The organism is Streptomyces sp. NRRL B-24085 (assembly GCF_001282115.1).
GTDB lineage: Bacteria > Actinomycetota > Actinomycetes > Streptomycetales > Streptomycetaceae > Streptomyces.
In genome coordinates, this window is record NZ_LJBR01000239.1 from 16,456 (window position 1) to 29,828 (window position 13,373).

Genomic DNA, 13,373 nt, shown 5'->3' on the forward strand with positions numbered 1-13,373 from the left:
GGCCCCTCAGTCCCATTCCAGGCCGCCGCGCCGCCATACGTACGCGTACGCGACGAAGACGGTGAGCACGAAGAGCAGCATCTCCACGAGCCCGAAAACACCCAGGGCGTCGAAGGTGACGGCCCAGGGGTAGAGGAAGACGATCTCGATGTCGAAGACGATGAAGAGCATCGCCGTCAGGTAGTACTTGATGGGGAAGCGCCCGCCGCCGGCCGGCGTGGGGGTCGGCTCGATCCCGCACTCGTAGGCCTCGAGCTTGGCCCGGTTGTACCGCTTCGGACCGATCAGCGTGGCCATGACCACGGAGAAGATCGCAAAGCCTGCCCCGAGGGCTCCCAGTACGAGGATGGGCGCATACGCGTTCACCGCTCCTCGCTCCTCTCAGTCGGCACTGACTGCTGGCGATGACATCGGACTCACACCCGACTCATACGTCCCTCCGACCTCCGTCCGTCCCGACGAAGATCGCGAACATGTGAAGCAGGTCACAAGCCCAACTGACCCGCATCTTATGCCCGCCGGTCTGTGATCTGCGACACGGGGTATTGCACAAGCTTTGTGATCTCCACCACCAGACGAAGGATCATGAAGTCGGATCAGCGGTGATCTTCACACGAGAAGCGTCCGAGTGATCACCAGAGGTGACATTTCCGCTCGTCGGCGCAGGTCGGGAGAGGCGTCTCCATATCAAGAGACTTCTTCTGCATGCAAATTGGCGCTGGACGCGACCACTTGGTAGGGGGCCGCGTTCACACATCAGAGGGAGGCGCGGGGGCGGGTGTGGACGCGTGCACACGTTCACGAGCACCGAACGGCTCCGGACGCAGCCGCCCCCGTAACCGTTGCGTGACCTCCGCCACACACATGAGAGATCCATAAGAAGGGGGCTTGGCCATCCGGGCCAACGGATGGTAGCCGCGGGGCAATTCGGACGTAACAGCGAAAGTCCATGATCACGGCCATGATCACGAGAGTCCGCAATGTCCGTTACGGCGTCAATAAAGAGCGGCACGCCCGGAATTCGGGCCACCGATTGAACAACTGTGGCGCAGCCCACGTTTCTTGAAGGTATGGAGGAGCCCCTGATACCAGTTGGTCTCATGTCCCACACCGCTCACATACGCAGCCACCGGAAACCCCGCCGCAGCGCGACGACTTCGATCGCCGTGCGTGCCGGAGTCGCCGGTGGCGTGCTCAGCATGGCAGCGGCGGGCGCGTCGGCTTCGGCGTTCGCCGCCGAGTCGACGACGCAGACCCTCGAACTGCCCACCCTCTCGGCCGACCTGGGCAGCCAGGTCGCCGAGTCCGCCGACGCGATGCAGCAGGCGGCCGCCAACTACCAGCTTCAGGCCGAGCGTGACGCGGCCGCGGCAAAGGCCGCGAAGCAGGCCAAGGCGGACCTCGCGGAAGCCAAGAAGAAGGCGGAGGCCAAGAAGAAGGCGGAGGAGGCCCGCAGGGCCGCCGCCGAGGAGGCCGCCTCCCGCAGCTCCGAGCGGACCACCCTGTCCGCCTCGGCGAGCGCCAGTGTCTCCACGAGCTCGTCCACGGCCACCGGTTCGGCCGCGGCCGTCATCGCCTTCGTGAAGGCGCAGATCGGCGACGCCTACGTCTCCGGCGGCACCGGCCCCAACTCCTGGGACTGCTCCGGCCTCGTGCAGGCCGCGTTCAGCCAGATCGGTGTCGACCTGCCGCGCGTCTCCCAGTCCCAGTCGACCGCGGGCACCCAGGTCTCGCTGAGCAACCTCCAGCCGGGCGACATCCTGTACTGGGGCAGCGCGGGCAGCGCGTACCACGTCGCCGTGTACGTCGGTGACGGCATGTTCGTCGGCGCGCAGAACCCCTCGACGGGTGTCGCCGAGAAGCCGCTGTCCTACGACCCGCCGACCGGCGCGGTGCGGGTGCTCTGACACCGGGACGGCACGAACGTACGGAAGGGCCGCAGCCGCTCGGGGGCTGCGGCCCTTCCGTTCTCCTGTACGGGGTTGGATGGGTGTCCGCGGTGCGCGTCCGCACCGCCCCTACGAGACAGGAGACTTCCGCATGCCCAGTGTGTTCGTGCAAGGCAGGCCCACCGACTCGTACCCCCGGCTCGCCCCCGAGGCCCGGCGCGGGCGGGTGCGGCGCATCACCGAGGTCGGCGAGGAGGTGCTGCACAGGCCCTGCCGGGACGTGACGGAGTTCGGGCCCGATCTGGCCGCGCTGATCGACGACATGTTCCTGACGATGTACATCGCGGAGGGGGCGGGCCTCGCGGCGAACCAAGTCGGCGTCGATCTGCGGTTGTTCGTGTACGACTGCCCCGACGACGACGGTGTCCGACATGTCGGGCACATCGTCAACCCGGTCCTGGATCCGCTCGACACGGCCGGGCGCAGGCTGCTCGACGACAGCGAGGGGTGCCTGTCGGTGCCCGGTGCCGTCATGGACGTACCGCGTCCGGACCGGGCCGTGGTCCGGGGGTTCGACCGGGACGGCGAGCCGCTCGTGATCGAGGGGACCGGGTACTTCGCGCGGTGTCTGGCGCACGAGACCGACCATGTGAACGGGCACGTGTATCTGGACCGGCTGTCCGGGCGGGACCGCAAGGAGGCGCTGCGGCAGGCGGCGGACCGGCGGGAGGAGGTGCTCGCCCGCCGGGCGGCCAACGCCGAGGCGCTGAACGGCGCTCGGGACACCCAGGGCGCTCAGGGCACCCAGGACGCGCGGGGCACGTTCAGCGCCTGAGGGAGTTGACCAGCGCCCACCCCGTCACGCCTTCGGCGCCACCTTGCTCAGCCCGTTGATGATCCGGTCCATCGCGTCGCCGCCCGTGGGGTCGGTGAGGTTGGCGAGCATCTTGAGGGTGAACTTCATGAGCAGCGGGTGGGTCAGGCCACGCTGGGCCGCGATCTTCATGACCTTCGGGTTGCCGATGAGCTTCACGAAGGCGCGGCCCAGCGTGTAGTAGCCGCCGTAGGTGTCCTTGAGGACCTGCGGGTAGCGCTGGAGGGCGATCTCCCGCTGGGCGGGAGTGGCGCGGGCGTGGGCCTGGACGATGACGTCGGCCGCGATCTGGCCGGACTCCATGGCGTAGGCGATGCCCTCGCCGTTGAAGGGGTTCACCATGCCGCCGGCGTCGCCGACCAGGAGCAGGCCCTTGGTGTAGTGCGGCTGGCGGTTGAAGGCCATCGGCAGGGCGGCACCGCGAATCGGGCCGGTCATGTTCTCCGGGGTGTAGCCCCAGTCCTCCGGCATGGAGGCGCACCAGGCCTTCAGCACCTCGCGCCAGTCGAGCTCCTTGAAGGAGTCGGAGGTGTTCAGCACGCCGAGGCCGACGTTGGAGGTCCCGTCGCCCATGCCGAAGATCCAGCCGTAGCCGGGCAGCAGCCGGTCCTCGCCGGGGCCGCGGCGGTCCCACAGCTCCAGCCAGGACTCCAGGTAGTCGTCCTTGTGGCGGGGGCTCTCGAAGTACGTCCGTACGGCGACGCCCATCGGGCGGTCCTCGCGGCGGTGCAGGCCCATCGCGAGGGAGAGCCGGGTGGAGTTGCCGTCGGCGGCGACCACGAGGGGCGCGTGGAAGGTGACTTCGCGCTTCTCCTCGCCGAGCTTCGCGTGCACGCCCGTGATGCGGCCGGTGCGGTCGTCGATGATCGGGGCGCCCACGTTGCAGCGCTCGTAGAGCCGGGCCCCGGCCTTCTGGGCCTGGCGGGCGAGCTGCTCGTCGAAGTCGTCGCGCTTGCGGACGAGGCCGTAGTCGGGGAAGGAGGCCAGCTCCGGCCAGTCGAGCTGGAGGCGCACGCCGCCGCCGATGATGCGCAGGCCCTTGTTGCGCAGCCAGCCGGCCTCTTCGGAGATGTCGATGCCCATGGCCACGAGCTGTTTGGTGGCCCGGGGCGTGAGGCCGTCGCCGCAGACCTTCTCGCGCGGGAACTCGGTCTTCTCCAGCAGGAGCACGTCGAGGCCGGACTTGGCCAGGTGGTACGCGGTCGTGGAGCCGGCCGGCCCCGCGCCGACGACGATGACATCGGCGGTGTTCTCGGACAGGGGCTCGGTCACGGCGGGATCTCCCCAGGCTCGGAATCAAGTTCGGAATCAAGTTCTGAATCCGCGTGCCGACCGGCACTGGACATGGGCAGTCTATTCAGCAGAATTGATCACCCGGCTGAAGGGCTGCCCCAGTGAACCGAGCTCTGCCCGTGGTACGGCTGCGTGTCCCCACCGACGAGGACGCCGTGGCCTGGCACCGGGTCTTCGACGACCCGGACGTCATGGAGTTCCATGGCGGCAGGTCCGCGGAGTTGTACGTCTACGAGGAACTCACCGCGCGCCAGCGCCGGCACGACGCCGAGCTGGGTTTCTGCCTGTGGACCATGGTCGACGAGGACGGGCAGGTCATCGGCTTCACCGGCGCCCAGCCCTGGCCGCGGGACTGGGGGCCGACGGGCGAGATCGAGATCGGCTGGCGGCTCGGACGGGCGTACTGGGGCAAGGGATACGCCACGGTGGCCGCGCGGATGACCCTGGAGCGGCTCAGGGCGGCGGGCGTCACGGACGTGGTGGCGATGGTCAGGCCCGGCAACGAACGGTCGATAGCGGTCACCAAGCGCCTCGGGATGGAACTCGCGGAGACCTACCCGCACCCCCTCCTCCAGGAAGAGGCGCTCTGTTTCCGGCTCTCCCTGTAGGCCGTCACCCACCGTAGCGGTCTGCTACAGAAAGACACCCGGCACTTCCGGCCGCCACAGGACCGGAGTTACCCTTCCAGTACCGCTGGGGGTGACATCTGTGCACATAACACCCAAGACGCCCGAAGTGCGCGTACCGCGTCTGGTCGGACTCATGGCCGTGGACGCGCGCGAGACGGCCCAGGCGCAGGGCCTGTTCGTCAACGCGCCGGACCGCAAGGACTTCCACCAGTCCGTCGTGGACTACGTCGTACGCCAGTACCCGCAGGCCGGCGCGGAGGTGCCACGGGACTCGGTCGTGTACGTGTGGTTCGACCTCGGCCCGGGCGAGGGCGGCGGGGGCATCCGCGAGCCCCGCGTCCCCAGACCCCCGAGCGGGGGCCTCCAGCGCGAACTGGACGAGCCGGGCGATCCGTACGTGGTCCGCTGCGTGACCGGACTCTGAGCCGGCGCCGGGCCGGTCAGCCCGCCTTGACGCCCCGGTGCAGGGCCACGATCCCGCCCGTCAGGTTCCGCCACGCCACCTTCGACCAGCCCGCCTTCTGGAGGCGCTCCGCGAGGGCCGGCTGGTCGGGCCAGGCGCGGATGGACTCGGCGAGGTAGACGTACGCGTCGGGGTTGGAGGAGACCGCGCGGGCCACCGGCGGCAGGGCGCGCATCAGGTACTCGGTGTAGACCGTGCGGAAGGGCGCCCAGGTCGGGTGGGAGAACTCGCAGATCACGACCCGGCCGCCGGGCCGGGTCACCCGGTACATCTCGCGCAGCGCGGCGTCGGTGTCCTGGACGTTGCGCAGCCCGAAGGAGATGGTGACGGCGTCGAAGGTGCCGTCCTTGAAGGGCAGCCTCGTGGCGTCGCCCGCGGTGAACGGCAGCCAGGAGTGGTTCCGCTTGCCGACCCGGAGCATGCCCAGCGAGAAGTCGCAGGGCACGACGTAGGCGCCGGTGCGGGCGAAGGGCAGCGACGAGGTGGCGGTGCCCGCCGCCAGGTCCAGGATCTTCTGGGCGGGGCGGGCGTCGACGGCCCTGGCGACCTCCTTGCGCCACACCCGGTCCTGGCCCAGCGACAGCACGTCGTTGGTCAGGTCGTACCGTTCCGCCACGTCGTCGAACATCGAGGCGACTTCGTGCGGCTGCTTGTTCAGGGAAGCGCGGGTCACGTCCCCATTCTTGCAGGCCGCCCGCCCGGGAGAAGCTGCGGCTTCTTCTTCCCGGCCACGTCCTCCACCCATCCGCACAGCAGCACGAACACCGCGACGAGGATCCAGCCGACACCGAACATGAACCACTGGCTCTCCAGCGGCAGCCACTTCTCGAACGCGGGCACGTTCCAGAACCGGTCGATCAGCGGCACGGCCAGGATCAACGCGATCTCGTGCCACAGGTAGATCGTCACCGCGCGGGAGTTGAAGACGGTGACGACCCGGTCCGCGCGCCGGAAGCGGGTCAGCCACGCGAAGCCGATCCGGAAGTACGACTTGGCCCACATCAGCAGCATCACGTACCCGGCGGACCAGAAGGCCTGGGCGAGGGGGATGTCGTCGAGGTCGTACGACCCCGTCTCGGCCTGGTGGGTGAGGGCGTACCAGCCGCCGAACCCGAGCGCGGCGGACGAGAGCACGACGACGGCGGCCGGCCTGATCCGGTCCATGACCCCGTCCCGGTGGGCGAAGCCGAGGATCCAGCAGAACAGGAAGGTGGCGAGGTCGGTCAGCGCGCTGCCGAGGCGGTCGTCCGGGGGCTGCCACAGGAACTGGAAGACCACGATCGGGGTCAGAGAGGCCAGCAGGACCGGCACCGGGGCCGTCCGGAACACCTTCAGCAGCACCGGGGACAGCAGGACGAACCAGAGGTAGGTGCGCAGGTACCAGAGGATCTCCCAGGCCTGCTCGCCCCACGCGTTGCCCGGCGGGTCGCCGAGCGGCACGACCCAGAAGACGATCTGCCAGCCCGGCATCCAGCCGTGGACCAGCATCGCGAGGACCACGAAGACGCCCCAGAACCAGAACGGCGGCAGCAGGCGGCGCAGCCGGCTCCTGACCACCTGGGCCGCCGGGCGCTCCAGGGACTTCGCCATCAGGGTCCCGGCCAGGCCGAACATGACCCCCATGGAGGGGAAGACCAGACCGGCCCAGGCCCACCCGAACGTGTGATAGGCGACGACCCGGACCAGGGCGACGGCTCTCAGCGTGTCGAAGTAGCGGTCACGGCCGGCGGGCCGAGACGGAGGCTTCTCCTCCTCCGCCTCGGCGTCGGTGGGAGCACCGGGGACCGGTGGCTCCGGTTCCGGCTCCACCACCGGCAAGGGGGCTGTCGCGTCCGGCACCGGAGCCGCGTACTGCTGCGGGTACGACTGCTGTACGTACTCCGGGTACCCGTACTCGGGCCCGTATCCCTGGTACTGCTGCGGATACCCCTGCTGCTGGTACCCCTGGGGCTGGTGGCCCTGCTGCTCCCAGCTCATCAGCCGACCCCCGCCGGGGTGCCGACCTCGCCGGTCCGCTTCAGCTTCTGCCAGCGCAGGCGGCCGCCGGTGAGCGCGGTGATGCAGGAGTGGATCAGGACGAGGTACATCATCTGCCGGTAGGCGAGCTGCTGGAGCGGCATCATCAGCAGATAGCGGTACCGCTCCTTGTCCAGCCTGAAGGCGTACGCGGCGCACACGAGCTGGACGCCGAGGACCGCCAGCCACGCGTACAGCGCCGCCCGGAAGTCGACGAAGATCATCGAGTAGGCGGTGAACACGTCGATCAGCGGGGCGAAGACCGGCGTGACGATCTGGAAGATCACCACCAGCGGCATGCCGACCCGGCCGAAGCGGCCCGAGGGCCCCCTGTCGGTGAGGGACTTGCGGTGCTTCCACAGCGCCTGCATGGTGCCGTACGACCACCGGTAGCGCTGCGACCAGAGCTGCTTGAGGGAGCCCGGCGCCTCGGTCCACGCGCGCGCGTGCTCCTGGTAGACGACCCGCCAGCCGGCGCGGTGCATCGCGATGGTGATGTCGGTGTCCTCGGCGAGGGTGTCCTCGCTCATCCCGCCGACCTGGAGGACCGCCTCGCGGCGGAACGCGCCGATCGCGCCCGGGATGGTGGGCATGCAGCGCAGCAGGTCGTACATCCGGCGGTCGAGGTTGAAGCCCATCACGTACTCGATGTGCTGCCAGGCCCCGATCACGGTGTTGCGGTTGCCGACCTTGGCGTTGCCGGCGACCGCGCCGACCTCCGGGTCGGCGAAGGGCTGCACGAGCTGCCGTACGGTGTCCGGCTCGAAGACGGTGTCGCCGTCCATCATCACGACGATGTCGTGACTGGCGTGGCGGACACCGTTGTTGAGGGCGGCCGGCTTGCCGGCGTTCTCCTGGCGGATGACACGGACGTTCGTCATGCCGAGGGCCCGGGCCGCCTCCCGCGAGATCTCGGAGGTGCCGTCCGACGAACCGTCGTCCACCACGATGATCTCGATCGGATGGGTGCTCCTCGCCAGCGACTCCAGGGTGTTGGCGATGCACTCCTTCTCGTTGTACGCCGGGACGATCACGGTCACCGGCCGGGTGACCGCGGGCCCCCAGGAGAAGCGGCGTCTGTTGCGTTGCCGGTAGTGGCGGCGGGCGAGGATCAGCATCATCCCGAACCGGCCGATGACGGCCACGCCCACGACCACGAGTCCGGCCGACAGCGTGGGCACGGTGTACTCGGCGACGGCGACGGCCACGACGAGCGCCTTGCCCTCGTAGAGGGTCGCCCCGGTGGCCTCGCGGTGGGCGGCCTGGAGTCGGTCGGTGCCGTTCTGGTCGCCGCTGCGGTTCCCGCCCGGGAACTGCGCGCCCGTGCTCTGCGCCTCGACGACCCCGCTGACGGTGGTGAAGGTGTAGCCCTTCTCCCGCATCTTCTCGATGTACTCCGGCAGCGCCGCGATCGTCTGCTCGCGGTCGCCGCCGGCGTCGTGCATCAGCACGGAGGCGCCCGAGGTCCCGGACGGGGTGGCCCACTTGACGATCTTCGAGACGCCCGGCTTCTTCCAGTCGTCGCTGTCGGTGTCGACGAAGACGCTGGTGTAGCCCTCCTCGCCGAGCTTCTTGTAGACGGGCCAGCTGTAGTTGTCGATCGCGTCCGTCTCCGAGGAGTACGGCGCCCGGAACAGCGTGGTGGTGATGCCGGCCGCGCCCGCGAGGGCGAGCTGCGTCTGGGTCATCTCGCGCCGGATGCGGGCGTCGCTCTGGTACGAGAGGTCGACGTGGGTGAAGGTGTGGATGCCCACCTCATTGCCCTGGTCGACCATGTCCTTCACGATCCCCGGGTAGCGCGAGACCATCGAGCCCACCACGAAGAACGTCGCCGGTACGTCGTACTTCTCCAGGATCTCCAGCACCTGGGGCGTGTACGTCGGGTTCGGGCCGTCGTCGAAGGTGAGCGCGATCGTCTTGTCCGGCACGGAGGTCGTGGTCGCCTGGCCGCCCCTGAAGCTGATGATCGGCCCGCCGTTGATGATCTCGTCGGGGACCTTGCTGGAGCTGGCGCCGTCGCGCACCCGCTGGTCGCCGCCGACCTCGGCGCGCAGATAGCCGTCGAGCAGCATCACACTGGTCAGGCCGAGCAGGAGCAGCAGGGCGAGGATGACCCGCGGTTTCTGCAGCGCCGCGGCCCTGCCCGCCGCCCGCTCGATGCGGGAGGGGGCACGCCGGCGGCCGCGGGAGGGCGTCGTCGTGGTCATGTGGTGGGCCGTTCCGGTCAGTTGGAGGCCGCGGAGGCGGTCGCGGTCGGGGCGGCGCTCGGCGGAGCGCCGGTGGCGGCGCCCGAGGGCGGAGTGCCGGTGGGCAGGGCCGGCGGGGTGCCGACACCGCCCTGCGGCTGGATGCCGCCGGGGCCGGAGGTCGAGGAACCGCCGGGGCCGCCCGCGAAGGGCAGCAGCGTGGTGCTGGAGACGCCGATGCCCATGAAGGCCAGGCCCAGGACGACGGCGTATCCGAGGGACAGGGCGCCGAAGAGGAGGCCGATCCGGCGCAGCAGCCGGGAACGGCGTCCGGAGTTGTCAACGAACACGGGCCCTTCGACGGACCCGTTACTGCCGCGTTTGCGGCGGCGACCGCGCGCGTCGGCGCGGTTTTCGGTGGCAGGCTCGGAATGCATTCCCCAGACGTTAGGCGGTCTTTATGTGTTCGCATTTGGCGTTCTTGTGAAGCGCATATGAGAAGGCCCTTATGCTGTCTGTTTCCTGAGAGGGGCCGGGAAAGCTCAGGTCCGTGTGAGACATTCGCTCCCCGAAAGGTGACCTCACGAGAGCGGGTGCATGCGAAATGCGGAGTTTCCTGAAGCCGATGGCCGGGCTCAGTTGTCTGGTCGCCCTGGCCACGGCGGGGTGTTCCTCCGCAGCGGACAGCACCTCGGACGCGAAGCCGCCGGACCGGAGCAGCGCGTCACCGTCGGCGGTCACCGGGTACGCCCCGTACGTCAGTGCCACCGGGGCCTCCGACAACGACTCCGCGGGCTCGCCCTCCGTGTACAACCTCGCGTTCGTGATCGCCGACGGCAGTGACTGCACGCCGTCCTGGAACGGCACGTCCGCCGTCGGTGACTCGTCCGTCGCGTCCCGGATCGACGCGCTCAAGGAGGACGGCGCCGAGGTACGGGTCTCCTTCGGCGGGGCGTCCGGGAAGGAGCTGGCCGAGACCTGCTCCAGCGCGGCGAAGCTCGCGGCGGCGTACGGCTCGGCGCTGGACGCGGCGGGTTCCTCGCTCGCCGACTTCGACGTCGAGGGGGACGCGCTGACGGACTCCGACTCGGTGGAGCTGCGGTCGGAGGCGATCGCGTTGCTCCAGGAGGAACGGACCGATCTCGCCGTCTCGTTCACGCTGCCCGTGATGCCGTCGGGGCTCGACGACGACAGCGTGGCTCTGCTGGAGTCCGCGAACAACAACGCGGTTCAGGTGTCGACGGTCAACATCATGACGATGAACTACGGGGAGTCGTACGACGGGGACATGGGGGATTACGCGATCACCTCGGCGAAGGCGGCGCAGACGCAGTTGAAGTCGGTCTTCGGTACGTCGGACTCCACTGCGTGGCGGGCTCTTGCGCTCACCTCGATGATCGGGACGAATGACGTGGACGGGGAGACGTTCACGTTGTCCGACGCGGCGCAGGTGCGGGAGTTCGCCGAGTCGCAGGGGGTGGGGTGGGTGTCGATGTGGTCGACGTTCCGGGATCAGCAGTGTGCGTCGGGGGATTCCGGTGAGGATGATCCGTTGACCAATTGCAGTGGGGTTTCGCAGAGTTCGGGGGCGTTCGGAGAGGCTTTGGCCGGTTGAGTTTCGAGTGCCGGCCGGTGGGGGCTTGTCGCGCAGTTCCCCGCGCCCCTAAGTACTCACCTGCGCCTGTGTAGCAAGCGGCCCCTGATTACCGTTGCCACGCATTCCGTTCCGGAGAAGATCGCGAACGTCGCGTCCGCGCCGGGGAGCAACGGGGGTGGGGCCGCCTCCGCTGACCCGTCCTGGATTCTCAACCCCGACCTGTGCACGGCGTCGATCACCGTGGGGCGCTGCAAGGGGCCCACCACCGCCGCCGTGCCCTGCGCCAGCAACCGCTGTACGCCCCGGCGTGCGCTCGCGCCCCATCGCGCGTCGGTCATGGCCAGGGCCGACAGTGCCTCGCCGGTGAGAGGTTCGTCGCCCAAGTCCTCCCGGGGGTCGGGGTGGTAGGACTCCTCCAGCAGCTCCCGCCCGTGCGGGTGCAGCAGGCCGGGGGTGAGGACTCCCGGCCAGCGGCGCACCCGTGCCGTCGGATGGGCGGCCACCAGGTCCTCGTACGTCTCCACGGCCGCGATCCGTCGTCCCTCGACCAGTACCGCCCCGCCGGGCAGCGAGGGGCTCTCGCCGCCCGGGTTCACGAGGTCGGCGGTGTGGATCGTCAGCAAGGCGGGCCTAGTTGGACGCGAGGATCTTCAGCTCGGGGTGGGCGGTGCCGCCCTCGATGGCCGTCGAGGAGATGTGGGACTGGACGCGCGCGTCGACCGGGTCGTTCGCCGGGTCGTCGTGGACCACGAGGTGTTCGTAGGTCGTCGAGCGCTGGGCCGGGACACGGCCCGCCGTGCGGATCATGTCGATCATTTCCTGGAGGTTGGAGCGGTGCTTGGCACCGGCCGCCGAGACGACGTTCTCCTCCAGCATGACCGAGCCGAGGTCGTCCGCGCCGTAGTGCAGGGTGAGCTGGCCCGCGTCCTGGCCGGTGGTCAGCCAGGAGCCCTGGATGTGGGCGATGTTGTCCATGAAGAGCCGGGAGATGGCGATCATCCGCAGGTACTCGAAGATCGTGGCCTGGGTGCGGCCCTTCAGGTGGTTGTTCATCGGCTGGTAGAGGTACGGGATGAAGGCCCGGAAGCCGCCCGTGCGGTCCTGGACGTCACGGATCATCCGCAGGTGCTCGATGCGCTCGGCGTTGGTCTCGCCCGTGCCCATGAGCATGGTGGAGGTGGACTCCACGCCCAGCCGGTGCGCGGTCTCCATGATCTCCAGCCAGCGCTCGCCGGACTCCTTGAGCGGGGCGATGGCCTTGCGGGGGCGCTCGGGCAGCAGCTCGGCGCCGGCGCCGGCGAAGGAGTCGAGACCGGCCGCGTGGATGCGCTGGATCGCCTCCTCGACCGAGACCTTCGAGATCCTCGCCATGTGCTCGACCTCGGAGGCGCCCAGCGAGTGGATGACCAGCTGGGGGAACTCCTTCTTGATGGCGGCGAAGTGCTTCTCGTAGTACTCCACGCCGTAGTCCGGGTGGTGGCCGCCCTGGAACATGATCTGCGTGCCGCCGAGCTCGACGGTCTCCGCGCACCGGCGCAGGATGTCGTCCAGGTCGCGGGTCCAGCCCTTGTCCTTGGCGGTGGGCGGGGCGTAGAACGCGCAGAACTTGCACGCCGTGACGCAGACGTTGGTGTAGTTGATGTTCCGCTCGATGATGTACGTCGCGATGTGCTCCGTGCCCGCGTACCGGCGGCGGCGCACGGCGTCCGCGGCCGAGCCCAGCGCGTGCAGCGGGGCGTCGCGGTAGAGGTCGAGCGCCTCCTCCGGGGTGATGCGCCCACCCTCGGCGGCACGGTCGAGGACGGACTGAAGGTCGGCCTTCTCGGTCACCGGGGCGTGCCTTTCGTCAAGGATTCGGGCGGTCCGGGCCAGCCTACGCCAGCCCTGTGACAAGCCGGATGTCAGGCCGTGTACGCACCGATGAGCAGCCCCGCGTACACCCCCGTGATCAGGAACGGTCCGAACGGGATCGCCGTCCTGCGCCCCGCCCTGCCCGCCAGGACCAGGGCACCGCCGTACAGCGCGCCGAGCAGGAACCCGGCGAAGGTGCCCAGCAGCACGGTGTCCCAGCCGTACCAGCCGAGGACCGCGCCCGCGCCGAGCGCCAGCTTCACGTCGCCGAAGCCCATGCCGCCGGGGTTGATCCGCCACAGCACCCAGTAGCCGGCGCCGAGGGCGAGGGTGCCGGACAGGGCGTGCGTCCAGGTGCCGGTGTGCTCCGGCAGGGAGGAGACCGCCCCGAGCAGGGCGAGCGCGGCGGCCGCGAGGGGGAGGGTGAGCGGGTCGGGCAGCCGTCGTACGCGCACGTCGACCACGGCGAGCAGGACGCCCACCGGGGTGAGCAGCAGCCAGACGGCGATCTCCGGGCGGGTGCCGGTGGCGGCGGCGAGGGCGGCGCAGAGGAGGGCGGTGAGCTGGCTCGGAGA

14 protein-coding genes are annotated in these 13,373 nt (G+C 69.6%); 5 read left to right on the forward strand and 9 right to left on the reverse strand.

Annotated features, from left to right (window positions below):
- Positions 1 to 6 precede the first annotated feature (6 nt).
- Positions 7 to 366, reverse strand: coding sequence for an NADH-quinone oxidoreductase subunit A (locus tag AOJ26_RS24910; RefSeq protein WP_007383963.1), 360 nt, complete (start codon positions 364 to 366; stop codon positions 7 to 9).
- A 734-nt stretch (positions 367 to 1,100) separates the two neighbouring features.
- Here AOJ26_RS24910 and AOJ26_RS24915 point away from each other — a divergent pair.
- Together AOJ26_RS24915 and def are read left to right on the forward strand one after the other, a co-directional pair.
- Positions 1,101 to 1,907 (forward strand): C40 family peptidase, encoded by an 807-nt coding sequence (locus AOJ26_RS24915; protein ID WP_053850577.1) that lies wholly within the window; start codon positions 1,101 to 1,103, stop codon positions 1,905 to 1,907.
- 133 nt (positions 1,908 to 2,040) lie between these two features.
- Positions 2,041 to 2,724: a peptide deformylase gene (def, locus tag AOJ26_RS24920; RefSeq protein ID WP_053850578.1), complete on the forward strand. Its 684-nt coding sequence runs from the start codon at positions 2,041 to 2,043 to the stop codon at positions 2,722 to 2,724.
- A gap of 24 nt (positions 2,725 to 2,748) precedes the next feature.
- Here the strand turns inward: def and AOJ26_RS24925 are convergent, their stop codons facing one another.
- On the reverse strand, positions 2,749 to 4,035 hold the full coding sequence (locus AOJ26_RS24925) for a geranylgeranyl reductase family protein (protein WP_053850579.1): 1,287 nt from the start codon (positions 4,033 to 4,035) through the stop codon (positions 2,749 to 2,751).
- 122 nt (positions 4,036 to 4,157) lie between these two features.
- On the opposite strand from AOJ26_RS24925, the gene AOJ26_RS24930 reads away from it, so the two are divergent.
- Positions 4,158 to 4,664, forward strand: a complete 507-nt coding sequence (locus AOJ26_RS24930; protein WP_053850580.1) for a GNAT family N-acetyltransferase — start codon at positions 4,158 to 4,160, stop codon at positions 4,662 to 4,664.
- Positions 4,665 to 4,791: 127 nt separating this feature from the next.
- The gene (locus AOJ26_RS24935) at positions 4,792 to 5,109 is read left to right on the forward strand and encodes a PASTA domain-containing protein (RefSeq protein WP_053850581.1); all 318 of its coding nucleotides are present in this window, start codon (positions 4,792 to 4,794) and stop codon (positions 5,107 to 5,109) included.
- 16 nt (positions 5,110 to 5,125) lie between these two features.
- On the opposite strand, the gene AOJ26_RS24940 is transcribed toward AOJ26_RS24935, so the two are convergent.
- From AOJ26_RS24940 to AOJ26_RS24955, 4 genes are read right to left on the reverse strand one after another with little or no spacing between them, the layout of a single operon-like run.
- Positions 5,126 to 5,821: a demethylmenaquinone methyltransferase gene (locus AOJ26_RS24940; protein ID WP_053850582.1), complete on the reverse strand. Its 696-nt coding sequence runs from the start codon at positions 5,819 to 5,821 to the stop codon at positions 5,126 to 5,128.
- Positions 5,818 to 7,125: an acyltransferase family protein gene (locus AOJ26_RS24945; protein ID WP_053850583.1), complete on the reverse strand. Its 1,308-nt coding sequence runs from the start codon at positions 7,123 to 7,125 to the stop codon at positions 5,818 to 5,820. Before AOJ26_RS24945 ends, AOJ26_RS24940 begins: the two co-directional genes overlap by 4 nt.
- A complete protein-coding gene (locus tag AOJ26_RS24950; protein ID WP_053850584.1) occupies positions 7,125 to 9,371 on the reverse strand; it encodes a bifunctional polysaccharide deacetylase/glycosyltransferase family 2 protein in 2,247 nt (748 codons plus the stop codon). The genes AOJ26_RS24945 and AOJ26_RS24950 overlap by 1 nt, the downstream gene beginning before the upstream one ends.
- Before the next feature lie 17 nt (positions 9,372 to 9,388).
- Complete coding sequence (locus tag AOJ26_RS24955; protein ID WP_053850585.1) at positions 9,389 to 9,700, reverse strand: hypothetical protein; 312 nt, start codon at positions 9,698 to 9,700, stop codon at positions 9,389 to 9,391.
- A gap of 254 nt (positions 9,701 to 9,954) precedes the next feature.
- Between AOJ26_RS24955 and AOJ26_RS24960 the strand changes: the two genes are divergently transcribed.
- Positions 9,955 to 10,965 carry a chitinase gene (locus tag AOJ26_RS24960; RefSeq protein WP_053850586.1) on the forward strand — a complete coding sequence of 337 codons (1,011 nt, stop codon included), beginning with the start codon at positions 9,955 to 9,957 and terminating at the stop codon, positions 10,963 to 10,965.
- A 56-nt stretch (positions 10,966 to 11,021) separates the two neighbouring features.
- Here AOJ26_RS24960 and AOJ26_RS24965 read toward each other — a convergent pair whose 3' ends face one another.
- The 3 genes from AOJ26_RS24965 to AOJ26_RS24975 all read right to left on the reverse strand — a co-directional run.
- The gene (locus AOJ26_RS24965; protein ID WP_053850587.1) at positions 11,022 to 11,570 is read right to left on the reverse strand and encodes an imidazolonepropionase-like domain-containing protein; all 549 of its coding nucleotides are present in this window, start codon (positions 11,568 to 11,570) and stop codon (positions 11,022 to 11,024) included.
- A gap of 7 nt (positions 11,571 to 11,577) precedes the next feature.
- Positions 11,578 to 12,777 carry a cyclic dehypoxanthinyl futalosine synthase gene (mqnC, locus tag AOJ26_RS24970; protein WP_053850588.1) on the reverse strand — a complete coding sequence of 400 codons (1,200 nt, stop codon included), beginning with the start codon at positions 12,775 to 12,777 and terminating at the stop codon, positions 11,578 to 11,580.
- Positions 12,778 to 12,848: 71 nt separating this feature from the next.
- Positions 12,849 to 13,373 (reverse strand): prepilin peptidase (locus AOJ26_RS24975; RefSeq protein WP_053850589.1); only part of this gene is annotated, 525 nt, incomplete at its 5' end.

Coding starts and splice junctions, on each gene's coding strand:
- AOJ26_RS24915 (WP_053850577.1), top strand. CDS start 1,101: ATGTCCCACACCGCTCACATACGCAGCCACCGGAAACCCCGCCGCAGC.
- def (WP_053850578.1), top strand. CDS start 2,041: ATGCCCAGTGTGTTCGTGCAAGGCAGGCCCACCGACTCGTACCCCCGG.
- AOJ26_RS24945 (WP_053850583.1), bottom strand. CDS start 7,125: ATGAGCTGGGAGCAGCAGGGCCACCAGCCCCAGGGGTACCAGCAGCAG.
- AOJ26_RS24950 (WP_053850584.1), bottom strand. CDS start 9,371: ATGACCACGACGACGCCCTCCCGCGGCCGCCGGCGTGCCCCCTCCCGC.
- AOJ26_RS24960 (WP_053850586.1), top strand. CDS start 9,955: ATGCGGAGTTTCCTGAAGCCGATGGCCGGGCTCAGTTGTCTGGTCGCC.